The sequence below is a fragment of the Aureimonas sp. AU22 genome (assembly GCF_001463745.1).
GTDB lineage: Bacteria > Pseudomonadota > Alphaproteobacteria > Rhizobiales > Rhizobiaceae > Aureimonas.
Map to the genome: position 1 here is coordinate 140,775 of NZ_BBWJ01000044.1, position 26,732 is coordinate 167,506.

The following is a 26,732-nucleotide window of genomic DNA, read 5'->3' on the forward strand; positions in this document are numbered from 1 at the left end:
CTGCGGAGCCGACCCCACTGGGCAGAGCGCAGCGGCACAACGATCGCCGCCTTTCAACTGCAACGGTCGTAGGTCGACCGCTATTCGACGGTACCCATGGCAGATCCACGCGCCGAACTCGACGCCCTCTTCACGCAACTCGGCATTACCCCGGTCGCGATCGACCATCCGCCGGTGCACACGGTGGAGGAAGCGCTGCCCTATTGGACCCGTCTCGAAGGGGTGCACACGAAGAACCTGCTGCTCAAGGGCTCCAAGGGAGGGCTCTGGCTTGTCTGCGTCCCCACCGACCGCCGCCTCGACCTGAAGGCCCTCGCAGCACATGTCGGGGCTAAGAAGTTCTCGTTCGCGAGCGGCGAGACGTTGCTCGAAGCGCTCGGCGTCCAGCAGGGCTCGGTGAGCCCGCTCGCCCTCGTCAACGACAAGCGCGGCGCGGTTCAGCTCGTGCTGGCCAAGGACATGCTCGCCAAGCCGCGCATCACCGTGCATCCGCTCGCGAACACGGCCACCGTATCGCTCACGAGCGACGAGCTGCTGAAGGTGGTCGAGGCCACCGGCCACAAACCGGAGATCGTCGACTTCGATACGCTGGGTCCGGCTTGAGCCCCTAGAGGCCAACCACCTTTCGCTCGACCCTCGGGCTATGGCCGAACCGCTCGTGGTAGCTCTGCGAGAAATACGACGCCGAGTTGAAGCCGCTGGCCATCGCCACGTCGAGGATCGTCATCCGGGTCTGGCGCAGCAGTTGGCGCGCGTGTTCCAGGCGGATGTTGACGTAGTGCCGATGCGGAGACACGCCGAGGTGCTCGGTGAACAGGCGCTCCAGCTGGCGCGGGGACAGGGCGACGGCATCTGCGAAGTCCTCGATGCTGCGCGGCTTGTCGATCGACGCTTCCATCATGCCGAGGACGCGTTGCAGCCTCGGATGCGCGACGCCCGGTTTGTTGCCGGGATCGGGCCGTTGGCGCTCTCCCGCATCCCGGATGCGCTTGTGAATAAGCTGCTCGGTCACCGCTCGCGAGAGCGCATCGCCATGATCCCGCTTGATCAGCGACAGCATCATGTCTGCGGCCGCGACACCACCGGCGCAGGTGAAGCGGTCGCGATCGATCTCGAAAAGATCGTCGCCGACGTCGAGGTCGGGAAATTCCGCCCTGAGACCAGGACGGTTCTCCCAGTGGATCGTGCAGCGATAGCCGTCTAGCAGTCCGGCTTTCGCGAGCACGTAGGCCCCGGTGCACACCGCGCCCGCCGTCGCTCCCGATTTCGTCAACCGCCGCAGGACGGGCAGAAGATCGTGGTGGTCGACGGCTTGCACGTCCACGCCGGCGCAAACGACAGCGGCTTCCAGCTCCCCCGCCTCACGGAACGTCGCGTCGACGCCGACCCGAACGCCGTTGGAGGCCTCGGCCGCCACACCGTTCGCTGAGTACAGGCGCCATTCGTAGAGCGGGCGACCGGCGGCCCGGTTGGCCAGACGAAGCGGCTCGACGGCTGCCGTGAACGCGATCATCGAGAAGCGCTCGACCAGCATGAAGCCGAAACGCCGGGACTCCGAACTGCGCGTCACGACGACACCTGTTTGCGACAATGTCGTGAAATCTAAAATAGCTGTCGTACGCCTTCAAGACAGCGCCTTCAAAAACGAGAATTCTTCCAGCCTGAAGTGGCATGTTGCCCCTCGCGGTAGGAGTCGCGATCCATCATGTTGAACACGGTGAACTCGCTGGAAGCGCTGGTTCATGGCCGCAAGCCCGGCCATAGCCTCGAAGCGCCCTTCTACACGTCGCCCGACGTCTTTCAGGCCGATATGGAGGCGATCTTCTATCGCCACTGGATCTACGTCGGCGTGGAACCGGATGTGCCCGAGCCCGGCGACGTCGCAACCGTCGACATCGGCAAGGCGTCGATCCTCATCATCCGCGACGACGACAACGAGGTCCGCGCCTTCTTCAACGTGTGCCGTCACCGCGGCGCCCGGCTGATCGACGAGGAAAAGACCACCGTCGGCAACCTCGTCTGCCGGTATCACTCCTGGACCTATGGTCTCGACGGCCGGCTGGTCCACGCTCCCCACATGGGGTCGGACTTCGATCCGTCCTGCAAGGGGCTGAAGCCGGTGCATCTACGCTCGGTCGAAGGGCTGCTCTTCGTATGTCTTGCCGACAACCCGCCGGCGGACTTCGACCAGCTCGCCGCTCGCATGGGGCCCTACATCGCGCCCCATAACGTCCGTGGAACCAAGATCGCCTATCAGAGCGATCTGATCGAGATGGGCAACTGGAAGCTCACGCTCGAGAACAATCGCGAGTGCTATCACTGCGAGGCGAACCATCCCGAGCTGACGGTCCCGCTGTTCGCTTACGGCTTCGGCTTCTCGCCGGAGGAGATGGACCCCATCGACCTCGAGAATGCCCAGCGTTACGACGCGCTGCGCCAGACGAGCCATGCCGAATGGGAGGACATGGGGCTGCCGTCGCGGGAGATCGAGGAACTCGATACGCTCGTCAGCGGCTTCCGCACGGAGCGCCTGCCGCTGGACGGCGACGGTGAAAGCCACACGATGGATACGCGGGCGGCCTGCAGCATTCCGCTCGGCCGCTTCTCGACGACCAAGCTCGGCGGCCTGTCCTTCTGGACGCAACCCAATTCCTGGCACCACTTCCTCGGTGACCACATCGTCACCTTCTCGGTGCTGCCGCTCGACGAGGGGCGCACGCTCGTTCGCACCAAGTGGCTCGTGAACAAGGATGCGGTGGAAGGCGTCGACTACGAGATCGACCGCCTCATCGAGGTCTGGACCGCCACCAACGCCCAGGATGCAAGCCTCGTCGAGATGTGCCAGCAGGGCGCGCTCAGCCCGGCCTACGAGCCGGGTCCCTACTCGCCGAACACGGAAATGCTCGTCGAGAAGTTCATCCGCTGGTATGTGGCGCGCATGTCGGACTACCTCTCCAAATGACGATCGGAGACGTCGGACAGAACCCAAGCGTCGCTCCCGCCGCCATCGACCTGGCCGACGGCATCTGGGACAGCGAGGCGGACGACGCACTCGTCTGCCAGGCCGTCTGGCAGGAGACGCACGACGTGAAGACGTTCGTGCTGAAGCCGGCGGTCCCCGGGCGTTTCCGCTTCCGGCCCGGTCAGTTCATGACCTACGCCTTCGAGATCGACGGCGAGGTGATCTACCGCTGCTACACGATCTCCTCCGCGCCGACGCGTCCTGACCGGCTGTCCCTGACCGTGAAGCGCGTGCCCGGCGGCCCCGTCTCCAACTGGCTGCACGACAATCTGAAGCCCGGCATGACCATCCGTGCCGTTGGACCGATGGGCGAGTTCACCTGCAGCGCGCACCCTGCCCGGAAGTACCTGTTCCTGTCGGGCGGCAGCGGCATCACACCGCTGATGTCGATGGCCCGGACCTTCCAGGATCTCGGCCAGCAGGAAGACGTCGTCTTCGTGCACGCGGCACGCTCCCCCGCCGACATCATCTTCCGCGACGAACTGGAAGGGATGGCGCGCGTGAACGCCTCCTTCCGCTTCGTGCCGATCGTGCAGGACGTGACGCCGCTGTCGCCGTCGAGCGGACTGCGAGGCTTCCTGAACCGCGGGATCCTCGATCTCGTCGCGCCGGATTTCCTCGACCGCGAGGTCTTCGTCTGCGGACCCGCACCCTTCATGACGGCGGTTCGGGAGATGCTCGTCGCAGCCGGCTTCGACCTTGGCCATTACCATGACGAGAGCTTCAACTTCGAAGCGCTGTCCGCTGGAGAACAGGCCGAGGCGATGGTCGCGGAAACGCAGCTCGAAAGCGAGGCGCAGGCCGAGCCGGAGATCCAGACCTATACCGTGGAGTTCACCAAGACCCGTCGCAGCATCGAGGTGGCCGAGACCATGACGGTGCTCGAAGCGGCGAAGCGGGCCGGCATGCGCCTTCCATCCTCGTGTTCGCAGGGCCTGTGCGGCACATGCAAGTCCAAGAAGGTGTCGGGCACCGTCGAGATGACCCACCAGGGCGGCATCCGCCAGCGCGAGATCGACGCCGGCATGGTGCTCCTCTGCTGTTCCAAACCGACGAGCAACCTTGTGATCGAACGCTGAACGCGGCCGCGTCTGGCGCCTGAGGTAGAGGCTCGACTCCAAGCGCGCTCCGGTCCGGGCGCGTCAGTGATTCTGGAAGCTGCAGTTTCCCAAACCCGTCCCCAGAGTCACGGCTGCCCACCGTTCCACATCGCGCATCTCGGTCAGTTCGCTCAGCGCCTGTACCACTGCGTCGTTGTGAAGCACGACTGCGGGTCGCCGACCGGCTATCGCGCCGACTTCAGCCGCGATGGCCTTCGGCAGCTCGAACTCGCCGTCGCTCCAGTCGCCGGGAAGGTTTTGTCCCCCGCGCGCGAGCCGTCCGTCGGAGCACACGATGCCTGGGCACGAAAGGCCTACCAACGGTGCAAGCCGGATGCCGTTGGATTGCGCGTGACGCACCATTCCACGAATTCCCTTGGCGATCCGCTCCACCACCGCTTCGCGGCTTACGTCCTCTTCCGCGTGACACCACTTGTCGTGCCGAATGACGCTCGCCGATCGCGGACCGTCTTTCCAGTGCGCGGACCGAACGATGCCCCAGCGAACGTTCGTGCCACCGATATCGACAGCGACGAATGCCTCGCCCGCCTCCAGCGCTCCAGCGGGCGCGGCAACGGTCCAGCCGATCATTCCCGCTTCGTCGGGAGCATGATGCAGGCGCCGTAACTCCAGATCGGGGCGGTCCACGCGCAGTCGCGACTGGGTTCGTCGTACCAGCTCGGCGCCGACATCGCCTTCCATCAGCCCACCGCCGCAGACGACGCGTTGCGTGCCGCGCCATTCCGCCGTTTCCAGGAACTCCGCAAGCACGGCCGCGAACCGCTGGGAAAAGGCGCCGATGGCGTTTTCGATCACACGCCCTTCCGCGGTCGAGTTCCTTTCGCGCAGCGCGGCATCAAGATCGTCACCAGTCAGCTCGTGCGTACGGTCGCTTCCAAAGGGTGGGTGCCCCGTAGCGTCGATACGATGACGCTCGCGGCGAAGCACCTTCCGGAACTCCGATCCGCTGGCAAGGTCGCCGAGGAACGTGTCGCCGTCTTTCAAGGGAAGGCTGTAGCTACGCACTTCCACGTCGGAGAACCGCGTCTCGCCGTGGCGAACAGGGAGCGCGCTCGCAAGTGGGTCCATTCGTCTCATCCCGTCCTGGGCTGTTCGAAAGCCAAAGACGGAATGGACCGCCGAGTTCCGGCAACTTTTCGCGAGCATCACCCGGAGCCGCGGAACCGGCGAGGCAGGCAAATGGCGACCCCGGCAGGATTCGAACCTGCGACCATCGGCTTAGAAGGCCGGTGCTCTATCCACTGAGCTACGGGGCCGCGGGCGCTGAGCCGCGGTCAGTGCGTCCAGGGCTGGGCGCGATCGTAGCGGAAGTTGTCGGTGTAGGACACCTTCGGTCGACCGGCGATATGCTGCTCTTCCACGCGATACGGAATGCCGTTGCGCTCGGCATATTCGATCGCCAGTTCCTTGGTCTCGAACGAGAGGCGGATCTGCGAGCGCATGTCCCGCGAGGACGTGTAGCCCATCAGCGGCTCTACGGTCTTGGGATCTTCCGGCTCATACAGAAACAGCCATTCGCGGGTGTTCCCCTTGCCCGACTGCATAGCCGTGCGGGCCGGACGATAGATGCGGGCCACCATGTTCGTGCCGTCTCCGAATTCGTTGTCCAACGGTGTGTCCGAAATGGTCGGAGCGGCAGGATTCGAACCTGCGACCCTCTGGTCCCAAACCAGATGCGCTACCAGACTGCGCTACGCTCCGACGAACCGGAACCATCCGAAACACTGGGCTTCTAGACCAAGGCTGGAAGCGGCGCAATGCGATGCCGGCCTTATGCCCAACACTTGGTTTCACGGTTTGATCAGCGGGTGCTCCAGCCGGTCGCCCGCCTTCGCTCCATAGCCCGCCGCCGCCCCGCCATTGATTTCCAGGACATAGCGAACCGGCTTGCCCGATGGAATGGTTTCGAGCGAGTGCGGCTTGGCGTTCCGTGCGATTCGCACGATCGTCCCTGTCTTGTCGATGAACAGCATGTCCAAGGGAATCAGCGTGTTCTTCATCCACATGCTGACGGGACGGCTTTCCCTAAAGTCGAAGAGCATCCCCGTATCGTCCGCGAGGCTTTCGCGGTTCATCAGGCCGATCTCGCGCTCTTTCGGCGTGGCGGCAACCTCGACCTCGATCGCATGCGAGCCGGAGGCCGTGACGAGGGTCGCCGTGTCCGCCTGGGCTGCGGTCCCAAGGGTCAGGACTACCGGAAGCGTCAAGGCGACGGCACGCAGGAACGGCGTGACACCGGACACCATCAGTGCGTCCCCACGCGGATCGGCCCGGACACGGGGTGAATTTCCGCTGCCATCAAGCCTTTTTCGCCCTGCCCGAACCGCACGAGCACATCCTGCCCGGGGCGCAGTTCCGCCATGCCGCAACGACGCAGCGTCTCCATGTGCACGAAGATGTCCTCCGTGTCCTCGCCCCGGGAGATGAAGCCGTAGCCTTTGCTGCGGTTGAACCACTTCACGGACGCGCGTTCCAATTCGCTCGTCGGAACGACCTGGACGTGCGTGCGGCCGGGGGATGCCGGGCTCGGCGCGACGGCGGTCGACGTGTCCATGCTGAGGACATGGAACGCCTGCAGACCCCGCTCGCCCCGCTGAACTTCGCAGACCACGGTGGCCCCTTCCAGCGCGGTCGAGAATCCGTCACGACGCAGGCACGTGACATGGAGGAGGATGTCATCCCCTCCTTCGTCCGGCACGATGAAGCCGAAGCCCTTCGCGACGTCGAACCACTTAATCCGGCCCGACACCGTCTCGAGATCGAGCGCCTGTGGAACGCTGTCTTCCTCGTGAGCAGATATGGTGGGTGCACGCACTGTCATCGAACGTATTGCCTCGTCGGCCGCCGCGGCCCGCCACGGGAACGGCTTTGCACCGGCCGTCCACTTCTCCATGCAGGACACGTCAGCATTCGCGATCCGATGCCATTCGTCAAACGATCACCTGAGGTTTCAGAATAGTTTGAATGGTGAGTTTGGGAATCCTTCGACCCGTCGTTTTTCGCGTTCCACCGAAAAAAACTGCCACCCGGCGCGCCCGCGCAAGGTTCGCAAAAAGGCGCGCGCTTAAGGCGTGGTCGAGTGGGCGCCGTATTGGCAGATCGGGCGTCGCCACTATGTCGCAACGGAACGACGTTCGGAGCAAAGACCTATGCGATATCTGCACACGATGGTTCGGATCACCGACATCGATCGGTCCCTCGACTTCTACTGCGGCAAGATGGGCATGGTCGAGGTGCGCCGGACCGAGAGCCAAGGCGGGCGCTTCACCTTGATCTTCCTGGCGGCGCGCGACGACGAATCCGCTGGACGCTCGCAAGCGGCGCCGCTGCTGGAGCTGACCTACAACTGGGACGCCGAGGACTATTCCGGCGGACGCAACTTCGGTCACCTCGCCTACGAGGTGGACGACATCTACGAGACCTGCCAGCGGCTGATGGACCAGGGGGTGACGATCAATCGCCCGCCCCGCGATGGTCGCATGGCCTTCGTCAAATCGCCGGACGAGATCTCGATCGAGATCCTCCAGCGCGGCGAAGCGAAGCCGCAGGCGGAGCCGTGGTCGTCGATGCCGAACACCGGCACCTGGTAGAATTCATGGTGAACCGAGGCAACACTAGCCTCGGAAACGACACAGTGATAACCAATTGATCACTTTTTCGCGGTCGGGCCTTCGCGGGTCCGCGCTTTGGGGAAGCGAACGCGAGTGAGGCGGCAGTCTGCCGAACGTCCATTGTGGGCGTCGGTCATGGCTTGGACGAGGGCATTGCGACGCCATCGTCGAGAGGGTGGACGACCGATTGACCAAACGATTCTTCTCCGTTCGCCGCGCGGTGTCGCGCAAGGCCATCCTGACGGCGACCGTCGTGTCGCTCGCCCCTCTCCTCGGGGGGTGCGTATCGGCGGTGGACGAAACCAACGCCTTCGGGTTCGCTCAGGCACCGGAACCCAAGTCCGTCGAGGACGCAATCGAGCAGGACGCCTCGGCCTCGAAGACGTCCGAGGACGGATCGGAAACGGAGACCGCGGAGGGCGCCGCCCCACCGACATCTCCCGCAAAGCGGGTCGCTGAACAGATCAGCCCATCGACTGCTGCGAAGATCGCCGAGACGGATGCGCCGGCCAGAACCGACGAGCAGGCTGTGGCGGTCGCGGAAGCTGGAGGGATCAAGCCCGGCAACTTCCTGACGCGCACGTCCAGCCCACCCGTCGCGGCCTTCGCGGCGCCCCGGAAGGCGGAAGCCGACCGCTCTCTCTATGCATCCCTCTACAACCAGTCCGAGGCCAAGACGCCGCTTCGCAACGCGGAAGCCGGCAAGAGCAACCGCGTCGTGGTGCATCAGCGATCCGATGCCGACGTCGACAACGGCACCAACGCGCTGCCGGGCGTCGACCCGAAGTCGCTGTTCGAGATCGGGCAACGTGCATCCGTCGATTCGGAGCTGATGGACGACATCGGCAGCAGCTATCAGCTCGCATCGTTGTCGGGCATCGCGCGCCTCGCACCAAGCGGTCTTCTGATCCAGCGCGAAGACGTCGTGACGAACTGCTTCGATTCCAACCTCATGGCGCTGATCAGTCAGGTCGAGACCCGTTTCAAGCAGAAGGTGGTCATCACCTCCGGGTTCCGCTCGCCATCGCACAACCGTCGTGTCAACGGCGCCAAGGCGTCGATGCACATGGCCTGCAAGGCGGCCGATCTGCACGTGCCGGGAGTGAACGGCCAGGAGGTCGCCCGGTTCGTGCGCGCGCTGCCGGGCCGCGGCGGCGTCGGCACCTACTGCCATACGGCTGCGATCCACATCGACGTCGGCAAGATGCGCGACTGGAACTGGCCTTGCCGTCGTCGCCAGACGACCTGACGAACCCGCTTCGATACGCCGGCTCGACCCTTCTGGCGGCGATGCCGGCGCATCCCTGAAAAGCTGCTCGCCGACATCGTTTCCGGGTTGCGCCGTCCAGCGACTCGCCGTATAGACCCACTCGTCCGCGCCCGTCGTCTATCGGTTAGGACGCCACCCTTTCACGGTGGAGAGAGGGGTTCGATTCCCCTCGGGCGTACCACTCCTTTTCCTTCGATCTACAGCCTTCCGCCGAGAGCATTCTCCGCTCCACCAAGTCCGGCTGCCGACCTCAAAGCGTCGGCAATGCGAGATCGATGATGCGGAACGTCACCTTCTCGTTGCCTTGATAGCGGTCGATCGACACGCTTCCCGCCACATGGACGTCCTCACCCCTGCGCCCGAGAAGTGCATCACCCAGCGGCGTTCCAGCCGCCCGGAAGGCGATCGCGGAGGTCGTCGCGCCATCAGCGCCGCGCAGCGTCGCGCGGATGTGGCCGCCGGTGCCGACCGGAGCCGACGATAGAAGGCGGTGCCGCGGCAGGGCGAAGATCGGGGCGGGGTGACCGGCGCCGTAAGGCCCTGCCCGCTCGATCGTGCGGACCATTTCGATCGTCAGCCCACGCGCGCCGATCGCGCCGTCGAGCGAGAGCGTGTCCTCGGCGCGCAGCGCGTCCACGGTGGCGCGCGCCCGCGTTTCGGCGCGAAGGCGGAAGTCGGCCAGCTTTTCGCGCTCGATCGTGAGCCCGGCGGCCATGGCGTGTCCACCGCCGCGAAGGAGCGTACCGTCCGCGACGGCCTCGCGCACGAACCGGCCGATGTCGAAGCCGGCGATCGATCGGCCGGAGCCGGTCCCCTTTCCGTTCGCGTCGAAGGCGATCGCGAAAGCCGGACGGCCGAACCGCTCCTTCAGCCTTGCCGCGATCAATCCGACGATGCCGGGATGCCAGGCCGACCGTCCGGCCACGAGAATCGGCGGGCCATCGCCGTCACCGATCTCGGCACGGATCTCCTGCTCGGCTTCGGCGAGCATTTCGCGCTCCATCGCCTGCCTTTCGGCGTTGAGAAGTTCCAGTTCGTCGGCGATCTCCTTGGCCCTGGCCTCGTCCTTCAGCGTAAGAAGGCGGCTTCCCAGCGCGGCGTCGCCGATGCGGCCGCCTGCGTTGATCCGCGGCCCGAGGAGAAATCCGAGATGGAATGCTTCGACAGGCCCCTGCAGCCGCGCGGTTTCGGCAAGCGCCCGCAGCCCCGGATTGCGCCGGGCGCGCAGAACCTCGAGCCCCCGGACGACCAGCGCACGGTTGAAGCCGACGAGCGGGACCACATCGCAGACGGTTGCGAGCGCGACGAGATCGAGATCGTTCAGCAGATCGGGAAGAGCGGACTGTGCCGTCCCACGTCGCCGCAACTCGCGTGATACCGCGACGAGCGTGAGGAAGACCACGCCGGCGGCGCACAGATGCCCCTGCCCGGAAACATCGTCCTGCCGATTGGGATTGACGATCGCGACCGCCGGCGGAAGATCGACGCCGACCTGATGGTGGTCGAGGACGACCACGTCGGTGCCCCGCGCCGCCGCGTCGGCCAGGGCCTCGACGCTGGTCGAGCCGCAGTCGACGGTGACGATCAACGTGGCGCCGCGTTCCGCCAGTTCGCGCAACGCGGCCGGGTTCGGCCCGTAACCCTCGGTGATGCGATCGGGAATGCGGATGTCGCAGCGCAGCCCGAAATGCGCGAGGTAGCGGTGAACGAGAGCGGCGGACGACGCCCCGTCCACGTCGTAGTCGCCGAACACGGCCACTGTCTCGCGTCGCTCGATGGCGTCGGCAAGGCGCGCAGCCGCCGCATCCATCGCCGTCAGCGAGGAGGGATCGGGCATCAGGTCGCGGATCGTCGGCGCGAGAAAGGCTTCGGCTGCCTCGGGCGCCACGCCCCGGGCAGCCATGACGCGGCCGACGATGTCCGGCAGGCCGGAAAGCTGCGCCATGCGCGACGCTGCGGCTTCCGCTCGCGGGTCGAGCGCATGGACCCAGCGCCGACCGCTGATCGAGCGATCGACGCCAAGGAAGGTCCGTTTCAGGTCGGTCATCAGGAGGTGATGCGCGTCGTTCAGCGCTCGAAGAAGGTCGAGCCGAGGTGCCTCGTGCGCATGTCGCGCAGCGTCCCGGTTCGCGAATCCATGACGAGGGAATGGGTCTCGACGCGGTTCGAATAGAACCGAACCCCGTCGAGCAGATTCCCGTCCGTCACGCCGGAGGCTGCGAAGATCACCTCGCCGCGAACCATGTCCGACAGGCTGTAGACGCGCTCCGGGTCGCGCAGGCCGAGCTTGTCCGCCCGGTTGCGCTTCTCGCCGCTGTTGAGCTGCAGGCGCCCCTGGATCTGGCCGCCCGTGCACCGCAAGGCCGCCGCGGCGAGAACCCCTTCCGGCGCGCCGCCGATGCCCATGTAGATATCGATGCCGGTGCCTTCCGGATCGGTGGTGTGGATCACGCCCGCGACGTCCCCGTCGCCGATCAGGCGCACGGCCGCCCCGGTGGCCCGGATGTCCTCGATCAGCTTGGCGTGGCGCGGACGATCGAGAATGCAGGCAGTGATCCGGTCCACCGGCACACCCTTGGCATTGGCCAGGGCCTCCAGGTTCTCGCGCGGGGTGCGATCGAGACCAACGACGCCCTCGGCATAGCCAGGACCGATCGCGATCTTCTCCATGTAGACGTCCGGCACCACCAGAAGCGTGCCCTTAGCTGCTACGGCGATCACCGAGAGGGCATTCGGCAGGCTCTTGGCGCAGATGGTCGTGCCCTCGAGCGGGTCGAGCGCGAGGTCCACGGCGACCCCGCCGCGCCCGAGGCGCTCGCCGACGAAGAGCATCGGGGCGTCGTCGGGCTCCCCCTCGCCGACGACCACCGTTCCCTCGATTGCCATGGCATGGAGTTCATCGCGCATCGCGTCGACGGCTGCCTGATCGGCTGCCCGTTCGTCTCCCCGACCGCGCAGCATGGCCGCGGCAACCGCCGCCCGCTCCGTGACGCGGGCAATCTCGACCGGCAGGATGCGGTCGAGCGGATCGGCTTCCTTGAACACGTCGCTGCCCATCATGTCGTCGCCCCGTCCGCCGCGCGACGTCGCGCGCAGCCGCCTGCGCGCGCTCTGCGGCCCCTTGCGTATTTAATCCAACGTCTCGATGCGAATCATGCGCGGCGCTTCCTTGAGGTGCCCGTCCTTCGATACCGCATCCAGCGCCTTCTTCACGGCTGCTTCGGTGGTCTCATGTGTGATGAGGATCACCGGCGCCGTATCGCTGGCGTCGTCGCCTTCGCGCTTGCGCTGGACGATGGACTCCAGAGAGATGTCGTTCTCGGCCATGCGTCGCGCGATGGAGGCGAACGCGCCGACGCGGTCGAGCACGCTGAGACGGATATAGTACCCACCCTCGTGCGCTCGCATGCGCGCACGCCGGTACGGGGTCAGTTGCTTGGCGTCGACCGCAAAGGTCGGCAGGCGCACGCCCTGCGCCATGTCGATCACGTCGGAAAGCACCGCGGAAGCGGTGGCGTTGCCGCCCGCGCCAGGTCCGACGAGGAGGATCGACCCGAGGAGATCGCTGTCGACAGCCACCGCGTTGGTCACACCATTCACCTGCGCCAGCGCCGAATGGGCGGGGATCATGGTCGGATGGACGCGCTGCTCGATCCCGCTTTCCGTGCGCTGCGCGACGGCCAGGAGCTTGATTCGGTAGCCGAGTTCGGCCGCTGCCTCGATGTCCGCATTGGTGACCGACGAAATACCTTCGATGAAGATCGATTCGAGATCGATCTCGCAGCCGAACGCGAGCGAGGTGAGGAGCGCCAGCTTGTGGGCCGCGTCGAACCCGCCGATGTCGAAGGTCGGGTCGGCTTCGGCATAACCGAGGCGCTGCGCGTCCGCGAGGCAGTCGTCGAAGGCGATCCCTTCCGCTTCCATGCGCGTCAGCATGTAGTTGCAGGTGCCATTGAGGATCCCGTAGACGCGATGCACCGCGTTGCCCCGCAGGGCCTCGCGCATGGTCTTGATGATCGGGATACCGCCTGCCGCTGCCGCCTCGAAGAAGATCGTCGCGTTGCGCTTCTGCGCCAGCTTGGCAAGCTCGACGCCATGGTGAGCCAGCAAGGCCTTGTTGGCGGTGACGACCGGGATCCCCCGATTCAACGCTGCCTTGACGCTGGCGAGAGCCGCGCCTTCCGATCCGCCGACGAGCTCGACGAAGAGGTCGATCTCGGCCTTCGCCGCCAGCTCGACGGGATCGTCGAACCAGGCCATGGCCGAGATGTCGATCCCACGATCGCGCGAGCGATCGCGGGCCGATACGGCGACGACCTCGATCGGACGCCCGGCCCGCAGGGCATAGGTCTGCGCACGGGTCGAAAGAAGGCGAGCGAGCGAAGCGCCGACCGTTCCCAATCCGGCCAAGCCGATCCGCAGCGGGCTATCCATGGCTGTCCTTGAACCTTGATCGTCGTTGGAGAGACGCAACGCCCGAAGGCTCAAGCGTCCGCAGAAGCCGCCTTTTGAACGGGATCGTTGCCCGACGCAAGGAAGCGGCGAATGTTGCGCGCGGCCTGCCGGATGCGGTGCTCGTTCTCCACCAGGGCGATGCGCACGTAGTCGTCGCCGTATTCGCCGAAGCCGATGCCGGGCGCGACCGCGACGTCCGCCTTCTCGATCAGGAGCTTGGAGAACTCGAGCGACCCCATATAGCGGAAGCGCTCCGGGATCGGCGCCCAAGCGAACATCGTGGACGACGGAGGCGGTACGTCGAAATGGGCGCGCCCGAACGATTCGACGAGCACGTCGCGGCGGTGGCGGTAGACGGCGCGGACTTCCTCGATCGCGGCGTCTCCGGCGTTGAGCGCGGCGGTGGCGGCCACCTGGATCGGCGTGAAGGCGCCGTAGTCGAGGTAAGACTTGACGCGGGCGAGAGCCGAGATGAGGCGCTCGTTGCCGACCGCGAACCCGACGCGCCATCCGGGCATGGAGAAGGTCTTCGACATGGAGGTGAACTCGACGGCGACATCCATCGCGCCGGGCACTTCCAGCACCGACGGAGGCGGCGAGCCGTCGAAGAAGATTTCGGAATAGGCGAGATCGGACAGGATCACGATCTCGTTCTCCTTGGCGAACTTCACCACCTCGGCATAGAAGTCCAGATCGGCCTCGTAGGCCGTCGGGTTCGACGGATAGTTGAGGATAATCGCGATCGGCTTCGGAATCGAATGCCGCACCGCGCGGTCGATCGCCCGCAGGAAGTCCTCGTCGGGCTTGGCCGGTATCGATCGGATCGTGCCGCCGGTCATCAGGAAGCCGAAAGCGTGGATCGGGTAGGTCGGGTTCGGGCAGAGCACGACGTCACCCGGGGCCGTGATGGCCTGCGCCATGTTGGCGAAGCCTTCCTTCGAGCCGAGCGTCGCGACGACCTGCGTATCGGGGTCGAGCTTCACATTGAAGCGGCGCTCGTAATAGGCCGCCTGGGCGCGGCGGAGCCCGGCGATGCCCTTCGACGCGGAGTAGCGGTGCGTGCGCGGATCGCGGATCGCCTCGCACAGCTTGTCGACCACGAATTTCGGCGTCGGCAAGTCCGGATTACCCATGCCGAGATCGATGATGTCGACGCCGCGGGCACGCGCCGCAGCCTTCTTCTTGTTCACCTCCTCGAACACGTACGGGGGCAAACGGCGGATCTTGTGATATTCTTCGCTCATGGTGGCTAGCCTTCGGCTGGACGCATCGGATGGGCTGGCGGCACGAGCCGACAGCCGAACGGGCTCAGGCGCTGAGCGTCCGCTGGAGCCGGGCACATCGACCGATGGACGGTCGGCGGCGCTCTACTGCGCCCGGCTGCTGGCTGCGTCGGCCGGCGCGGCCGCGGGTGCAAGCACCCTGTCCGCTTCCGCCTGCTGGCGAGCCGCCAAGGCTTCGAGCTCGGCCACGTCGCGCCGGTATGCGGGCTCGGGGTTGACCCGGCCGCGAGTCTCGACGCGCGAATAACGCTCTTCGGTCTGCTGAACGACTTCGTCGCTGGCCTGGGGGCGCGCCGCGCGCGGCATGCGCCCAATCACCGGATAGCCCTGGTCGTCGAGCTTCTGGCCGGAGGACGAAACGCCCGGAGCGGCAGCCAGGGGAGCAAGTGTCACAGGCGTTTCATCACGGGGAAGGAAAGACTGGCACGCGGACAGCGGCAGCGCGAGCAGAACGCTCATCGCCGTCAGTCGAACCGCTCGTATCGCCATGGTCATGAAGGCCTTCCCCCCGAACCGGCTCTTCTTAACCGAAGGATCGAGGCTTGGGAATGGCGCGACGCGGCGCGGCAGGATGCTGCGACGCCGCGACGAAAGTCCTGCGCAAGACGCTTTCCGCTGCTGCCGCAGACACGACATTATGCTTAAGACGGAAGCGAAGAGGACCGGCCATGGCGGAATCACGACCCACGACCGACACCCCCGCCGGGGAGGTCCCCCCGTTTTCCGAATATGCCGTCCGGGATCCGGAAGCTTTCGCCAGAAACATGGCGCGTATGCTCGAGCATGTCGGCAAGGCCGCGTCCGCGTGGGTCGAGCCTCGCGAACGTGGCGAGGTCAAGGACGGACCGCTCAGCTATCCCGACATGGTCGCCACCCTCTCGCGCGTCGGCGAATACTGGCTGACCGATCCTGCCCGTTCGCTGGAAGCCCAGAGCGCGTTGATGATGCGGTTCATGGGGCTGTGGGCGGACTCGATTCGAAAGGCGTCCGGCGCACCCGTTCAGCCGACCTCGCCCGTGCGTGCCGACAAGCGCTTCAGCCATGAGGACTGGAGCCGCAACCTGTTCTTTGGCTTCCTGAAGGAAGCCTACGTCATCACGTCCGACTGGGCCAACATGCTGGTCGAGCGCTCCGACGGGCTCGACCCGCACACGCGGCGCAAGGCGGCGTTCTACGTCAAGCAGATCGCCAACGCCGTTTCCCCGTCGAACTTCGTTCTGACGAACCCGGAACTCTACCGCGAGACCGTGGAGCAGAACGGCGAGAACCTCGTGCGTGGCATGCGCATGTTCGCCGAGGACATGATGAAGGGAAAGGGCCAGCTCAAGCTGCGCCAGTCGGACCCAACCAAGTTCGCGGTCGGCGAGAACCTGGCCCTCACGCCCGGCAAGGTCGTCGCCGAGAACGACGTCTGTCAGATCGTGCAGTACGCGCCGGCAACGGAAACGGTGTTTCGACGCCCGATCCTCATCTCGCCGCCCTGGATCAACCGCTTCTATATCCTCGACCTCAACCCGGAGAAATCCTTCATCCGCTGGATGGTCGAGCAGGGTCACACGGTCTTCGTCATCTCCTGGGTCAACCCGGACGAACGTCACGCCGACAAGGACTGGAAGGACTACATCGACGAAGGCCTCGCGTTCGGCCTCGACATCGTGGAACAGGCGACGGGCGAGCGCGAGGTCAATGCCGTCGGCTACTGCGTCGGTGGAACGCTGCTCGCGGCCTCCCTGCCCTACCTGAAGGCGAAGGGAGACGAGCGCATCGCATCGGTCACGTTCCTGACCACGCAGATCGATTTCCGGCACTCCGGCGACCTGCGGGTGTTCGTCGACGAGGGCCAGCTCGCCGAGATCGAGCGAACCATGGAAAAGGGCTACCTCGATGGCTCGCAGATGGCGACCGCCTTCAACCTCCTGCGGTCGAGCGATCTCATTTGGCCCTACTTCGTCAACAACTACCTCAAGGGCAAGGAGCCGCTTCCCTTCGACCTCCTGTTCTGGAACGCCGACGCGACGCGCATGGCCAAGGCCAACCACCTTTTCTATCTGCGCAACTGCTATCTCGAGAACCGTCTGTCGCGCGGCATGATGGAGATCGGCGGGGTCCGGCTCGATCTCTCGACGATCACCCTGCCCGTCTACAACCTCGCCACCAAGGAAGATCACATCGCGCCGGCGCTCAGCGTCTATGAGGGGAGCCGCGCGCTCGGGGCGCCGGTGACCTACGTGGTGTCCGGCTCCGGTCATATCGCCGGCGTCGTCAATCCGCCGGCCCGGGGCAAGTACCAGTTCTGGGTCGGCCCGCCTCCGGCGGAAGGGCTGTCGTTCGACGACTGGTGGATGCAGGCGCAGGAAACCAAGGGATCTTGGTGGCCGCACTGGCAGGCTTGGCTGGAGGCGCTCGCAAACGACCGCGTACCGGCACGCGAGCCCGGCAGCGGCGGACTGCCGATCATCGAGGATGCGCCGGGCCGCTACGTCAGGCAGTAGAGAGCGGGGTTGAAGCCTTGCGCTTTCGATGCGACATCACGTGCAGATCTGATTTCTCCCGTCCCGGGCGCGTGCACCTGCCATCATGACAATCTACCTCGAAGCCGAAGCCAACCCCCTTCGCAATACCGGATCGATCCGCCTCTACGACGCGGAAGCGTTCGAGGGCATGCGGCGTGTCAGTCGCCTGTCGGCCACGGTCCTGGACCAGCTCGCGGACATCGTGAAGCCGGGGGTCACGACCAACGAGATCGACCGTTTCGTCTTCGAGTTCACGCGCGATCACGGCGCGCTGCCGGCACAGCTCAACTATCGCGGCTACACGAAGAACGTGTGCACCTCGATCAACCACGTCGTCTGCCACGGCATTCCGAACGACAAGCCGCTGCGCGAAGGCGATATCGTCAACATCGACGTGACGCTGATCCTCGATGGCTACTACGGCGACACGTCGCGCATGTACCCCGTCGGCCCGATCAAGCGCGCCGCCGAACGCCTGTGCGAGATCACCTACCGTTCGCTGCAGATCGGCATCGACGCCGTGAAGCCGGGCGGCCACGTCGGCGATATCGGGGCGGCGATCCAGGCCTATGCCGAAGGCGAGCGCTGTTCCGTTGTGCGAGACTTCTGCGGGCACGGCATCGGCCGCCTGTTTCATGACGCGCCCAACATCCTGCACTACGGTCGGCGCGGCGAAGGCGTGGAGATGCGCCCGGGCATGATCTTCACCATCGAGCCGATGATCAATCTCGGTCGCCCGCACGTGAAGGTGCTGGCCGATGGCTGGACGGCCGTGACGCGGGATCGCTCGCTTTCGGCCCAGTACGAGCACACGGTCGGGGTGACGGAAACCGGCTGCGAGGTCTTCACGCTTTCCCTGAACGAGCGGGATATGCCGGGCTTCCCGCCGTCGGCGTGGTCGCGGACCGGGATCTGACAAACCATGGCGGAGGGCAAGGACGGCCTGGACGAAGCTCCGCAGCGATTGTGGGCCCTTGGCCTCGACACGCCGTCCGCCCCACCCCCGCGACCTGCGAAGGATCATGACGGCCACCGGGATCGGCTGCGCGAGCGATTCGCAACGGCCGGTGCCGATGCCCTGGCCGACTACGAACTCCTGGAACTGCTCCTCTTCCGGTTGATCCCGCGTCGCGACACCAAGCCGATCGCCAAGGCGCTGCTCAAGCGCTTCGGGACGCTGGCGGACGTCCTCAACGCACCTGCCGACCTCCTGAAGGAGGTGGACGGCATCGGCACTGCCACGGCACTGGAACTTCGCATCGTCACGGCGGTCAATCAGCGCGCGTTTCGCTCGACGATCCGCTCTCGCGAGGTTCTGTCGTCTTGGAGCGCGGTGGTCGACTATTGCCACGCCGCCATGGCGCACGAAACGCGCGAGCAGTTCCGCATTCTCTTTCTCGATCGGAAGAACGCCCTGATCGCCGATGAAGTCCAACAGGTCGGCACCGTGAACCATACGCCGGTCTATCCCCGCGAGGTGATGGGCCGCGCCATGGCGCTGTCGGCCAGCGCTCTCGTACTCGTGCACAACCACCCGTCCGGCGACCCGAGCCCCTCGCGCGCCGATATCGACATGACGAAGACGCTGGTGGACGTCGCCCAGGCGCTCGGCATCCAGATCCACGACCATCTCATCATCGGTCGCAACGGTCACTTCAGCTTCCGTGCCGAGAAGCTTATCTGAAGCGTCAGTTGAGGTAGCCGATCTCACGAACCATTCGGACCTCGCGCGGCTGAATCAGTCCCTGGTGCATCACCCGCACGGAGTGGATGCGGGCCTCCACGTCGCGCTCCCAGTGCTGCAGGAACCGCCTCAGCCGCGGATAGTCCGGCGCGATGTCCTCGAACTGCCACGAGAAGGTCTGGAGGAAGGCCGGATGGTCCGGCATCCGGTAGAGGACTTCGGCGAAGGTCAGGCCGTAGCCGGAGATCATCTTCAGGAACTGCGGATCGGGCGTACGTGCGGCAGGCATGTCGGCTCCTTCTGCATCGGGGCCGAGGTAGCGGCCCTCGCATCAAGGCTGCGCCCGCATCCTTAATGAACCGTTACGCACCACGGATGCGGCGAGGCGTGCAATGCCCACGCCAGCATCCGCATAAATATGCCGAACGCGGGGTCATTCGAAGACCCCGCCGGCTTCACGCATCAGCGCGGGCGTATCGACGTCGAGGGATGCGGCTCGCCCGATCTCGACTTCGCGGATGACGTCCGCGTTCGATTGCACGATGGCACGAGCGCCGACATCGCCTTCAAGACTTGCGATGGCCGGCGCGAAGGCAGTGGAGAGGATCACCGGGTTGCCTCGCCTGCCCCCATCCGTCGCCAACACGATGGATCCAGGGCCTGTGGGATCGAATGCCCCGATCATGCGATCGAGGTCGGCGACGGTCAGGAGAGGCTGATCGGCGAGAAGCACAAGGATACCGCTGCACTCACCGGCAACCGCCGCGAAACCCGCTGAGAGCGACGTCGACAACCCATCGGCGTGCCGCGGATTGTGCACGAGCCGAACATCCGCCCCGTCGAGCGCGGCGGCGATCGCATCGCGCATATATCCGGTCACGACCGTGACACCGGACGCCCGGCTCGCGAGCGCGGTGTCGACCGTACGGCGGATCAGCGGCTTCCCCTCGAAGCGCGCCAGGAGCTTGTTCGGACCGCCCATTCGACTGGAACGTCCGGCCGCGAGGACCAGGATATGCACCCGTCCATCCGCCGCTGCGTCGCGCCGCACCGCCTCGCGCAACTGGGGCCTCGAAGCGATCTCCATCAGCAACCCTCCGACGCCGAGCCCGACGATGTCCTCCGGGCCGACTTCAAGATCGGCGAGGATGCGGTTGAGAATCCAGTCGAAACCGTTCTCGACGGAGCTGCGTGCGCAACCCGGAGCACCGAGGATCGTGCGCTTTCCGATGCGGCCGAGGAGCAGGAGATTGCCGGGGTCCACCGGCATTCCGAGATGGATCACTTCGCCTCCCGCCCGACGGATAGCGGCCGGAACCACATCGTCGGCGTCGATCACCGCGGATGCACCGAACACGATCGTCAGGTCTTCGCCCGGCCCCGCATCCAACAGCGTATCGGCTATCTCGCCCTCGTCGTGGGCGCATCGAGCCTCCCGTTCGAGGCGTGAGCCGGACACGGACAGACGACGCTCGAGAACGCGCCGGGTCTTGTCGAGCGTGGCGGTTTTGACCACGGGAAGCTGTGTCTGGACCAGCCCGACGCCGCGCCCCCGGAACGGCGCGAGACGCAGCGCCTCCCCGGAGGATACGGCGCGAACGGCGTCGTCGACCGCGCGGCCGGGAACGGCGAGCGGGATGATCTTGACCGTCGCCACCATCCGATGCTCGGCGACGGGAGCGAACTCCGCGAGGGTCGCCGCAGTGATCCCCGGATCGATGCGATTCAGGGCGTCGATCAGCGTGCGGTTGGCGAGCAGGAGACCCGGCTTCGTTGCGTGGAGATTGGCCCGACCGGTGCCGGGTGGAGCCATCTCGATGCCTTCCGACGTCAGCGCACGGGCGATCCGCTCGGCCGCTTCATCTTCGGTCACGTCGCCCTCTTCGAGGCGCGCCACCACGACGTCCTCCAGGCCTTCGATGGCCAGGTCGCGAACGTCCTCCCTCGTCAACCGATGGCCTTTCGGCAGACGCCGGCCTGCCGCATGCGTGGCGTGCGCAAGCAAGGCGCCTTCGGCATCGCCCACTCGCACCGCGCCGAATATCATGCGCCCGGCACCTCGCCCCGACGCTCGGCGTGCATCTTGCGGCCCCTGAACGCGGCAATCACTGAGGCCAGGATCGCCACGGCGATCTCGGCCGGCGTTGACGCGCCGATGTCGACCCCGATCGGAGCCTCGATGCGGTCGATCCGATACTGCGGCACCCCGGCGGCCAGCAGCCGCTCGACGCGCTTCGCGTGGGTCTTCCGACTGCCGAGCGCGCCCACATAGAAACATCCGACGCGCAAGGCTTCGATCAGCGGATGGTCGTCGATCTTCGGATCGTGGGTGATGGCGACGAGCGCGGTGTAGGGGTCGAGCGGGCGGTTGCGAAGCACGTCTTCCGGCCATTCGGCCGCGAGGTCCACATCCCTGAACCTATCCGGGGTGGCGAAGGCGGTTCGCGGATCGATGATCGCGATGTCGAAACCGGCGAGACGTGCCATCGGTGCCAGGCTCTGGCTGATATGGACCGCGCCGATCACCACGATGCGCGGCGGCGGCAGGTAGACGTTGAGAAAGGTCTTCGCATCGTCGGTCAGTCCCGACCGTCCGGTCCGCAGCGCGCGCAAAACGACGTCGCCTTCGGCGTCGGCGTCCGCCTCGCGCACCAAGCGCTGGTCGCCGCTTACGATGTCGGTCAGCACCGCGCAGCCGCGTCGGCCTACGCGTTCGGCGTTCAGCGCGCGCAGTAGCTCCGCGCGCATCAGGCCACCCGCTCGAGGTAGACGCGGATGCGGCCGCCGCAGGACAGCCCTACGCGCCAAGCGGTCTCGTCCGCCACGCCGAACTCGAGGATTTTCGGAGCGCCATGTTCGATGACGTCGTGCGCCTCGGCGATCACGGCGCCTTCGACGCAGCCGCCCGACACCGAGCCCTCGAAAGCACCGGCCTCGTCGATCACGAGATGACTTCCGACCGGGCGCGGCGCCGAGCCCCAGGTCTCGATCACCGTCGCCAGGGCCAGCTTCCGTCCTTCGGCCGCCCAGCGTTCGGTGACAACCAGAATATCCGTCGCTTCAGTCATCGTACGCTCCTCGCTCCCGCCCCGCCCGGGCCAGACAGGGGAAATCGCATCACCGCAGGGTGGTTTAAGCGCGCCCCCCTTGGCGTCACTCCGGCTCGTGGTGCCGGAGGGCATGGTAGCGACGCGCCCGGTAGAGGAGGCTATGCCCGGCGCGCGGGATGGAAAGTCCGACGACTTCTCCGATCGTCACTTGATGCGTGGCGATCGTGCGGCTTTCGAGGATACGGCAGTCGAAGGCGACGATCGCGTCCTCGAGGATCGGCGCGCCGGTCTCCAGCGTCGTCCATCGACCGGCGGCGAAACGCTGGTCGAGGTCTAGTTTGCCCTCGCCGGCAAACGCCCGAGCCACCGCCTCGCTGCGGTCTGCCAGGACGTTGACGGCGAAGACCCCGTTCTGTTCGAACCGGGCGTTGGCCGCGCTCGACCGGTTGAGGCAGACGAGGAGCGTCGCGGGATCGTCGGACACGGAGCAGACCGAGGTGACGGTCACTCCTCGGCGGCCCGCCGCGCCGTCCGTGGTTACGAGGCAGACGGCCGCAGCGAAATGGCTCATGGCCTCGCGGAAGGCCGCCTGGTCGATCTCGGCATGGGTCAGAAGCAAAGTCCGTCCTTCGGGCTGACGCGTCGTTCCGGAACGCCCTCACAAGATGGGGCGCACGTCGGCATGGCGCACCATGCTTTGCAAATCTTTTCAAGATCGTGTCCGACGTAAAGGTCAATGCGTTTGACATCGACGCCGGGAGGCTTCAGGACGTGCCGGCTCCCCCGCCGCTGCTCGAACGACGCCGCTCAGGGAAAAATTTCAATACGATAGGAAGCCAGCATGGCGCCGATCCTAGAGATCAGGGATGTATCGCGTCGGTTCGGCGGCTTCACGGCCGTGAACCGCTGCTCCCTGTCCGTCGAGAAGGGCGGCATCACGGGCCTGATCGGCCCCAATGGCGCTGGCAAGTCGACCTTGTTCAACATGGTGGCGGGCAATCTGGCGCCGTCCTCGGGCAAGATCCTGTTCGAGGGTCGCGAAATCCAGGGCCTGCGTCCGCACCAGCTGTTCGGTCGCGGTCTCCTTCGCACCTTCCAGATCGCCCACGAGTTCTCGCGCCTCAGCGTCATCGAGAACCTGATGACGGTGCCGGGCGGGCAGCCGGGCGAAAACCTCGTCGAGACCTGGTTCCGGGGTCGCAAGGTGCGCGAGTTCGAAGCAAAGGTGCGCGAGCGGGCCGAGGACGTCATCGACTTCCTCAAGATCGGCCACGTGGCGCACGAGCTCGCCGGCAACCTGTCGGGCGGCCAGAAGAAGCTGGTGGAACTCGGCCGCACGATGATGGTGGACGCCAAGATCGTGCTGCTCGACGAGATCGCGGCCGGCGTGAACCGGACGCTGCTCAACGACATCGCCGCCAACATCGAGCGCCTCAACCGCGAGCGCGGATACACTTTCTTCGTCATCGAGCACGACATGGACCTCATCGGCCGCCTCTGCGATCCGGTCATCGTCATGGCTGCAGGCGAGGTCATGCGTACCGGTACGCTGGCGGAGATCCAGGCCGACGAAGCGGTGGTGGAGGCCTATTTCGGCGGTTCGCCGACCGGCCATGCGACCGCCAAGGCGGGAGCCGCGGCATGAGCCTTCTGAAGGTCGAGAACGTCGTCGCCGGCTATGGCGAGGCGACCATCCTCAACGGCGTCAACCTCGAGCTCGATGCAGGCGACATCGGGGTCATCGTCGGACCGAACGGGGCCGGCAAATCGACGACGCTGAAGGCGATCTTCGGCCTTCTGCGCGTCTCGTCCGGACGTGTGCTCTTCGACGGACAGGACATCACCAACCGCGCGACGGACTCCTTGAGCGCCCTGCGGATGGCCTTCGTCCCCCAGGAACACAACGTCTTCAAGACGTTGAGCGTCCACGAGAACCTCGAGATGGGAGCCTTCGTCCGGCGCGACGACGTCTCGGGACTGCTCGATCGGGTCTACGACATCTTTCCGCCCCTGAAGGACAAGCGCCGCCAGCCTGCCGGCGAGCTATCCGGCGGCCAGCGACAGATGGTGGCCGTCGGCCGCGCGCTGATGATCGATCCGAAGCTGATCCTCCTGGACGAGCCGACGGCCGGTCTTTCGCCCCGCTACATGAGCGAGATCTTCGATCGCATCCTCGCCATCAACGCGGCAGGCGTCACGGTGGCGATGGTCGAGCAGAATGCCAAGCAGGCGCTCGGCATCGCCCACAAGGGGTTTGTCCTCGCCGGCGGTCGCAACCGCTTCACCGACACCGGCGCGGCGCTTCTTGCCGATCCCGATGTCGCCAAATCCTTTCTCGGCGGCTGACCCCAGCCCTCACGCCGCGAACGAACTCTTCGGGACAATCCGTTGGACGAGCTAGTCTTCTTCATCAACCGCGGCCTGATGGGCGGTTTGATCATCGGGTCGATCTACGCGCTTGGCGCGGTCGGCGTCACATTGATCTTCGGCATCCTGCGCTTTGCGCATTTCGCCCACGGCGACATGATGACGGCGGCCGCCTTCTTCGCCTTCCTCCTGGCGAGCCTTTGCGCCGCGCTCGGCGTTTCGCTGCCGATCCCGCTTGCGTTGGCCCTTCTGCCGGTCGTAATGCTGCTGACATCGGTGTTCGCGATCGGGCTCGACAAGGCGTTCTACAAGCCGCTGCGCGATCGCGGCGCGCGTCCCGTCGTGATGGTGATGGCGTCCATCGGGGTGACCCTGATGCTGCAGGGGCTGATCCGGCTCTTCGCCGGGACGGGCTCTCGCGAGATGTATTTCGACGCCCCCAAGCAGATCTTCCGAATTCCGACCGGCGGCCGGCCGATCGTCGTCACCGAGCCGCAGGTGGCGCTGATCGTGTTGACGCTCGTGTCGGTGGTGGCGCTGCACCTGTTCCTGACGCGGTCCCGGCTCGGCAAGGCGATGCGGGCCGTCTCCGACAACCCGGATCTCGCCCGAGTCACGGGCATCCCGCTGGATACGGTGGTGAAAGCGACCTGGATCATCGGCGGATCGCTGGCGGCGATTGCCGGCACGATGCTGGCGATGGACGTTCAGCTGAAGCCCGACCTCGCCTACAACATCCTGCTGCCGATCTTCGCCGCCGCCATTCTCGGCGGCATCGGCCAGCCCTACGGGGCCATCGCGGGCGGCTATCTCATCGGCTTCGCCGAGACCCTTTCGGTATTCAATCTTTCCGTCATCCTGCGGCCGTTCCAGACCCTCATGCCGGCCGGCGTGGAGATTCCGGCCAACCTGGCCTTCGTGCCAACCGAGTATCGGCTCGTAGTGCCGTTCTTCATTCTGGTCGTGGTCCTGATCTATCGCCCGACGGGCATCTTCAAGGGACGGGTGTTCTGATGAGCGCGACGTCCTCTTTCCCCATCCGCTCCCGGGAACTCGCCCTCGGCGCAGCGCTGCTGGCCCTGATCGCGCTGATTTTCTGGCTCCAGGGTTCCGCCTACGCCACGCGCATGCTCGTCGAGGCTGCGGCCTATGCGATCATCGCGATCGGCTTGAACATTCAATGGGGTTACGCCGGTCTGTTCAACGTCGGCATCATGGGCTTCATCGTCGCCGGAGCCTTCGCGTCGGTGCTGATGACCTTCCCTGTCAACGAAGCCTTCTGGGCGGGCACCGGTGCGCCACTTCTGGGAACGGCGATCCTTTGGCTGATCGGTGCCGTCATCGTCGTCGGGCTGATCTCGCAGCTGCGGCGCATCGGCTTGCCGCAGGGCCTTGTGACGGCGCTGACGGTGATCTCCGGCGCGGTGGCCTTCATGGTGGTCACGGCAAAGTTCGATCCGGCAACCGTCGCGATCGAGGCGGAAGCCGGCTTCATCGGCGGCTTCGGCTTGCCCGTCGGCGTCGGCTGGGTCGCGGCGGGCGTCGTCGCGGGCGCCATCGCCTACGTGATCGGCAAGATCTGCCTCGGCCTGCGTGCGGACTATCTCGCCATCGCGACGCTTGGTATCGCGCAGATCATCAAGACCTTCCTGCGGAACGCCGACTGGCTCACGCGCGGCACGCTCACCGTCTCCCCGCTGCCCTGGCCCGTTCCGACCCCAAGCGAGATCGGCTTCCTGTGGAGCCGCAGCCTCTATCTCGCGGTGACGGCGGCGATCCTGCTCGTGATCTATCTCCTGATGGAGCGCGCCTACCGCGCGCCCTGGGGGCGCATGATGCGCGCCATCCGCGACAACGAGCCGGCAGCCGCCTCCATGGGCAAGAACGTCGATGGCCGGCGGCTGGAGATCTTCGTGCTCGGCGCGATGCTGATGGGCCTCGGCGGTGCGATCCTCGTCCACTTCACCTCGATCTTCGATCCGTCCGGTTTCGTGGACCTCAACCACACGTTCCTAATCTGGGTGATGGTGATTCTCGGCGGCGCCGGCAACAATCGGGGCGCGATCTTCGGTGCGGTGTTCGTCTACATCGTCTGGACCATGTCGGAGCCGGTGGCGCTCACGGTCTTCTCGCTGGCGCGCGACTGGGGTCAGAGCGTGTTCGGATGGGTGGCGCCCGCCGATCTCGATTCGCGAGCGCTTCAGATGCGCGTCTTCGTGATCGGGCTGACCATCACGCTCGTTCTGCGCTTCGCGCCGCAAGGGGTCCTGCCCGAACGTCGCCGCGTCGACTGAGCCCGGGGCCGCAGGAACTGACGGCAGCGGCTGGTCGTTGGGCGCGCAACCGAAGCGGGAGC

General features: G+C 65.8%; 27 protein-coding genes and 3 tRNA genes. 13 read left to right on the forward strand and 17 right to left on the reverse strand.

Annotated features, from left to right (window positions below):
• The first annotated feature begins 96 nt into the window (after positions 1 to 96).
• On the forward strand, positions 97 to 603 hold the full coding sequence (locus tag AUL34_RS16085; protein WP_061935753.1) for a prolyl-tRNA synthetase associated domain-containing protein: 507 nt from the start codon (positions 97 to 99) through the stop codon (positions 601 to 603).
• 4 nt (positions 604 to 607) lie between these two features.
• On the opposite strand, the gene AUL34_RS16090 is transcribed toward AUL34_RS16085, so the two are convergent.
• On the reverse strand, positions 608 to 1,570 hold the full coding sequence (locus AUL34_RS16090) for a GlxA family transcriptional regulator (RefSeq protein WP_370539051.1): 963 nt from the start codon (positions 1,568 to 1,570) through the stop codon (positions 608 to 610).
• A 135-nt stretch (positions 1,571 to 1,705) separates the two neighbouring features.
• Here AUL34_RS16090 and AUL34_RS16095 point away from each other — a divergent pair, with 135 nt between their 5' ends.
• Positions 1,706 to 2,962, forward strand: a complete 1,257-nt coding sequence (locus AUL34_RS16095; RefSeq protein ID WP_061935756.1) for an aromatic ring-hydroxylating dioxygenase subunit alpha — start codon at positions 1,706 to 1,708, stop codon at positions 2,960 to 2,962.
• Positions 2,959 to 4,101, forward strand: coding sequence for a hybrid-cluster NAD(P)-dependent oxidoreductase (locus AUL34_RS16100; RefSeq protein WP_061935758.1), 1,143 nt, complete (start codon positions 2,959 to 2,961; stop codon positions 4,099 to 4,101). The genes AUL34_RS16095 and AUL34_RS16100 overlap by 4 nt, the downstream gene beginning before the upstream one ends.
• A 63-nt stretch (positions 4,102 to 4,164) precedes the next feature.
• On the opposite strand, the gene AUL34_RS16105 is transcribed toward AUL34_RS16100, so the two are convergent.
• From AUL34_RS16105 to AUL34_RS16130, 6 genes are all read right to left on the reverse strand, one after another.
• On the reverse strand, positions 4,165 to 5,211 hold the full coding sequence (locus AUL34_RS16105) for an ROK family protein (RefSeq protein ID WP_082653433.1): 1,047 nt from the start codon (positions 5,209 to 5,211) through the stop codon (positions 4,165 to 4,167).
• A gap of 112 nt (positions 5,212 to 5,323) precedes the next feature.
• Positions 5,324 to 5,399, reverse strand: a tRNA-Arg gene (locus tag AUL34_RS16110).
• A gap of 18 nt (positions 5,400 to 5,417) precedes the next feature.
• The gene (locus AUL34_RS16115) at positions 5,418 to 5,753 is read right to left on the reverse strand and encodes an ETC complex I subunit (protein ID WP_082653434.1); all 336 of its coding nucleotides are present in this window, start codon (positions 5,751 to 5,753) and stop codon (positions 5,418 to 5,420) included.
• A gap of 14 nt (positions 5,754 to 5,767) precedes the next feature.
• Positions 5,768 to 5,844 (reverse strand) — tRNA-Pro (locus tag AUL34_RS16120).
• A gap of 89 nt (positions 5,845 to 5,933) precedes the next feature.
• A complete protein-coding gene (locus AUL34_RS16125) occupies positions 5,934 to 6,389 on the reverse strand; it encodes a DUF192 domain-containing protein (protein WP_061935762.1) in 456 nt (151 codons plus the stop codon).
• Positions 6,389 to 6,964, reverse strand: a complete 576-nt coding sequence (locus tag AUL34_RS16130) for a cold-shock protein (protein ID WP_061935921.1) — start codon at positions 6,962 to 6,964, stop codon at positions 6,389 to 6,391. Before AUL34_RS16130 ends, AUL34_RS16125 begins: the two co-directional genes overlap by 1 nt.
• 328 nt (positions 6,965 to 7,292) lie before the next feature.
• Between AUL34_RS16130 and AUL34_RS16135 the strand changes: the two genes are divergently transcribed.
• The 3 genes from AUL34_RS16135 to AUL34_RS16145 all read left to right on the forward strand — a co-directional run bounded on the left by AUL34_RS16135 (position 7,293) and on the right by AUL34_RS16145 (position 9,205).
• A complete protein-coding gene (locus AUL34_RS16135) occupies positions 7,293 to 7,733 on the forward strand; it encodes a VOC family protein (protein ID WP_061935764.1) in 441 nt (146 codons plus the stop codon).
• A gap of 208 nt (positions 7,734 to 7,941) precedes the next feature.
• A complete protein-coding gene (locus AUL34_RS16140) occupies positions 7,942 to 9,003 on the forward strand; it encodes a D-Ala-D-Ala carboxypeptidase family metallohydrolase (RefSeq protein ID WP_061935766.1) in 1,062 nt (353 codons plus the stop codon).
• A gap of 127 nt (positions 9,004 to 9,130) precedes the next feature.
• A tRNA-Glu gene (locus AUL34_RS16145) sits at positions 9,131 to 9,205 on the forward strand.
• Between the two features lie 69 nt (positions 9,206 to 9,274).
• Here the strand turns inward: AUL34_RS16145 and recJ are convergent.
• The 5 genes from recJ to AUL34_RS16170 all read right to left on the reverse strand — a co-directional run bounded on the left by recJ (position 9,275) and on the right by AUL34_RS16170 (position 15,257).
• Positions 9,275 to 11,071 carry a single-stranded-DNA-specific exonuclease RecJ gene (gene recJ / locus AUL34_RS16150; protein ID WP_061935768.1) on the reverse strand — a complete coding sequence of 599 codons (1,797 nt, stop codon included), beginning with the start codon at positions 11,069 to 11,071 and terminating at the stop codon, positions 9,275 to 9,277.
• 20 nt (positions 11,072 to 11,091) lie between these two features.
• The gene (gene glpX / locus AUL34_RS16155; protein ID WP_061935770.1) at positions 11,092 to 12,081 is read right to left on the reverse strand and encodes a class II fructose-bisphosphatase; all 990 of its coding nucleotides are present in this window, start codon (positions 12,079 to 12,081) and stop codon (positions 11,092 to 11,094) included.
• A 72-nt stretch (positions 12,082 to 12,153) separates the two neighbouring features.
• Positions 12,154 to 13,458, reverse strand: coding sequence for a homoserine dehydrogenase (locus AUL34_RS16160; RefSeq protein WP_061935772.1), 1,305 nt, complete (start codon positions 13,456 to 13,458; stop codon positions 12,154 to 12,156).
• A gap of 50 nt (positions 13,459 to 13,508) precedes the next feature.
• Complete coding sequence (locus AUL34_RS16165) at positions 13,509 to 14,723, reverse strand: LL-diaminopimelate aminotransferase (RefSeq protein WP_061935774.1); 1,215 nt, start codon at positions 14,721 to 14,723, stop codon at positions 13,509 to 13,511.
• Between the two features lie 123 nt (positions 14,724 to 14,846).
• On the reverse strand, positions 14,847 to 15,257 hold the full coding sequence (locus tag AUL34_RS16170; protein WP_061935777.1) for a hypothetical protein: 411 nt from the start codon (positions 15,255 to 15,257) through the stop codon (positions 14,847 to 14,849).
• A gap of 173 nt (positions 15,258 to 15,430) precedes the next feature.
• On the opposite strand from AUL34_RS16170, the gene phaC reads away from it, so the two are divergent.
• The 3 genes from phaC (at position 15,431) to radC (ending at position 18,959) form a co-directional block, all read left to right on the forward strand.
• Entirely contained in the window at positions 15,431 to 17,254 is a 1,824-nt protein-coding gene (gene phaC / locus AUL34_RS16175) for a class I poly(R)-hydroxyalkanoic acid synthase (RefSeq protein ID WP_061935779.1), read from the forward strand.
• Positions 17,255 to 17,339: 85 nt separating this feature from the next.
• On the forward strand, positions 17,340 to 18,191 hold the full coding sequence (gene map, locus AUL34_RS16180; protein WP_061935782.1) for a type I methionyl aminopeptidase: 852 nt from the start codon (positions 17,340 to 17,342) through the stop codon (positions 18,189 to 18,191).
• 6 nt (positions 18,192 to 18,197) lie between these two features.
• On the forward strand, positions 18,198 to 18,959 hold the full coding sequence (radC, locus tag AUL34_RS16185) for a DNA repair protein RadC (RefSeq protein WP_061935785.1): 762 nt from the start codon (positions 18,198 to 18,200) through the stop codon (positions 18,957 to 18,959).
• 4 nt (positions 18,960 to 18,963) lie between these two features.
• On the opposite strand, the gene AUL34_RS16190 is transcribed toward radC, so the two are convergent.
• The 5 genes from AUL34_RS16190 to AUL34_RS16210 form a co-directional block, all read right to left on the reverse strand.
• Entirely contained in the window at positions 18,964 to 19,248 is a 285-nt protein-coding gene (locus tag AUL34_RS16190; RefSeq protein ID WP_061935788.1) for an usg protein, read from the reverse strand.
• Between the two features lie 144 nt (positions 19,249 to 19,392).
• The gene (locus tag AUL34_RS16195) at positions 19,393 to 21,006 is read right to left on the reverse strand and encodes an NTP transferase domain-containing protein (RefSeq protein ID WP_061935791.1); all 1,614 of its coding nucleotides are present in this window, start codon (positions 21,004 to 21,006) and stop codon (positions 19,393 to 19,395) included.
• Positions 21,003 to 21,707 carry an XdhC family protein gene (locus tag AUL34_RS16200; RefSeq protein WP_061935794.1) on the reverse strand — a complete coding sequence of 235 codons (705 nt, stop codon included), beginning with the start codon at positions 21,705 to 21,707 and terminating at the stop codon, positions 21,003 to 21,005. The genes AUL34_RS16195 and AUL34_RS16200 overlap by 4 nt, the downstream gene beginning before the upstream one ends.
• Positions 21,707 to 22,027 carry an XdhC family protein gene (locus AUL34_RS16205; RefSeq protein ID WP_061935798.1) on the reverse strand — a complete coding sequence of 107 codons (321 nt, stop codon included), beginning with the start codon at positions 22,025 to 22,027 and terminating at the stop codon, positions 21,707 to 21,709. Before AUL34_RS16205 ends, AUL34_RS16200 begins: the two co-directional genes overlap by 1 nt.
• 85 nt (positions 22,028 to 22,112) lie before the next feature.
• Positions 22,113 to 22,628, reverse strand: coding sequence for a flavin reductase (locus AUL34_RS16210; RefSeq protein ID WP_370539052.1), 516 nt, complete (start codon positions 22,626 to 22,628; stop codon positions 22,113 to 22,115).
• Between the two features lie 222 nt (positions 22,629 to 22,850).
• On the opposite strand from AUL34_RS16210, the gene AUL34_RS16215 reads away from it, so the two are divergent.
• The 4 genes from AUL34_RS16215 to AUL34_RS16230 are packed head-to-tail and all read left to right on the forward strand — an operon-like array spanning position 22,851 to position 26,670.
• Positions 22,851 to 23,654, forward strand: a complete 804-nt coding sequence (locus AUL34_RS16215; protein ID WP_061935800.1) for an ABC transporter ATP-binding protein — start codon at positions 22,851 to 22,853, stop codon at positions 23,652 to 23,654.
• The gene (locus AUL34_RS16220; RefSeq protein WP_061935803.1) at positions 23,651 to 24,355 is read left to right on the forward strand and encodes an ABC transporter ATP-binding protein; all 705 of its coding nucleotides are present in this window, start codon (positions 23,651 to 23,653) and stop codon (positions 24,353 to 24,355) included. The genes AUL34_RS16215 and AUL34_RS16220 overlap by 4 nt, the downstream gene beginning before the upstream one ends.
• 42 nt (positions 24,356 to 24,397) lie before the next feature.
• The gene (locus AUL34_RS16225; protein WP_061935806.1) at positions 24,398 to 25,390 is read left to right on the forward strand and encodes a branched-chain amino acid ABC transporter permease; all 993 of its coding nucleotides are present in this window, start codon (positions 24,398 to 24,400) and stop codon (positions 25,388 to 25,390) included.
• The gene (locus tag AUL34_RS16230) at positions 25,390 to 26,670 is read left to right on the forward strand and encodes a branched-chain amino acid ABC transporter permease (RefSeq protein WP_061935809.1); all 1,281 of its coding nucleotides are present in this window, start codon (positions 25,390 to 25,392) and stop codon (positions 26,668 to 26,670) included. Before AUL34_RS16225 ends, AUL34_RS16230 begins: the two co-directional genes overlap by 1 nt.
• The last annotated feature ends 62 nt before the right edge of the window (positions 26,671 to 26,732 follow it).

What these genes read in the sequence shown, in the direction of transcription:
- AUL34_RS16095 (WP_061935756.1), top strand. Translation starts at nt 1,706, where the DNA reads ATGTTGAACACGGTGAACTCGCTGGAAGCGCTGGTTCATGGCCGCAAG.
- AUL34_RS16130 (WP_061935921.1), bottom strand. Translation starts at nt 6,964, where the DNA reads ATGACAGTGCGTGCACCCACCATATCTGCTCACGAGGAAGACAGCGTT.
- radC (WP_061935785.1), top strand. Translation starts at nt 18,198, where the DNA reads ATGGCGGAGGGCAAGGACGGCCTGGACGAAGCTCCGCAGCGATTGTGG.
- AUL34_RS16085 (WP_061935753.1), top strand. Translation starts at nt 97, where the DNA reads ATGGCAGATCCACGCGCCGAACTCGACGCCCTCTTCACGCAACTCGGC.
- AUL34_RS16215 (WP_061935800.1), top strand. Translation starts at nt 22,851, where the DNA reads ATGGCGCCGATCCTAGAGATCAGGGATGTATCGCGTCGGTTCGGCGGC.
- AUL34_RS16195 (WP_061935791.1), bottom strand. Translation starts at nt 21,006, where the DNA reads ATGATATTCGGCGCGGTGCGAGTGGGCGATGCCGAAGGCGCCTTGCTT.
- map (WP_061935782.1), top strand. Translation starts at nt 17,340, where the DNA reads ATGACAATCTACCTCGAAGCCGAAGCCAACCCCCTTCGCAATACCGGA.
- AUL34_RS16125 (WP_061935762.1), bottom strand. Translation starts at nt 6,389, where the DNA reads ATGGTGTCCGGTGTCACGCCGTTCCTGCGTGCCGTCGCCTTGACGCTT.
- glpX (WP_061935770.1), bottom strand. Translation starts at nt 12,081, where the DNA reads ATGGGCAGCGACGTGTTCAAGGAAGCCGATCCGCTCGACCGCATCCTG.
- AUL34_RS16170 (WP_061935777.1), bottom strand. Translation starts at nt 15,257, where the DNA reads ATGACCATGGCGATACGAGCGGTTCGACTGACGGCGATGAGCGTTCTG.
- AUL34_RS16190 (WP_061935788.1), bottom strand. Translation starts at nt 19,248, where the DNA reads ATGCCTGCCGCACGTACGCCCGATCCGCAGTTCCTGAAGATGATCTCC.
- phaC (WP_061935779.1), top strand. Translation starts at nt 15,431, where the DNA reads ATGGCGGAATCACGACCCACGACCGACACCCCCGCCGGGGAGGTCCCC.
- AUL34_RS16165 (WP_061935774.1), bottom strand. Translation starts at nt 14,723, where the DNA reads ATGAGCGAAGAATATCACAAGATCCGCCGTTTGCCCCCGTACGTGTTC.
- AUL34_RS16230 (WP_061935809.1), top strand. Translation starts at nt 25,390, where the DNA reads ATGAGCGCGACGTCCTCTTTCCCCATCCGCTCCCGGGAACTCGCCCTC.
- AUL34_RS16160 (WP_061935772.1), bottom strand. Translation starts at nt 13,458, where the DNA reads ATGGATAGCCCGCTGCGGATCGGCTTGGCCGGATTGGGAACGGTCGGC.
- AUL34_RS16100 (WP_061935758.1), top strand. Translation starts at nt 2,959, where the DNA reads ATGACGATCGGAGACGTCGGACAGAACCCAAGCGTCGCTCCCGCCGCC.
- AUL34_RS16200 (WP_061935794.1), bottom strand. Translation starts at nt 21,707, where the DNA reads ATGCGCGCGGAGCTACTGCGCGCGCTGAACGCCGAACGCGTAGGCCGA.
- recJ (WP_061935768.1), bottom strand. Translation starts at nt 11,071, where the DNA reads ATGACCGACCTGAAACGGACCTTCCTTGGCGTCGATCGCTCGATCAGC.
- AUL34_RS16220 (WP_061935803.1), top strand. Translation starts at nt 23,651, where the DNA reads ATGAGCCTTCTGAAGGTCGAGAACGTCGTCGCCGGCTATGGCGAGGCG.
- AUL34_RS16205 (WP_061935798.1), bottom strand. Translation starts at nt 22,027, where the DNA reads ATGACTGAAGCGACGGATATTCTGGTTGTCACCGAACGCTGGGCGGCC.
- AUL34_RS16105 (WP_082653433.1), bottom strand. Translation starts at nt 5,211, where the DNA reads ATGGACCCACTTGCGAGCGCGCTCCCTGTTCGCCACGGCGAGACGCGG.
- AUL34_RS16135 (WP_061935764.1), top strand. Translation starts at nt 7,293, where the DNA reads ATGCGATATCTGCACACGATGGTTCGGATCACCGACATCGATCGGTCC.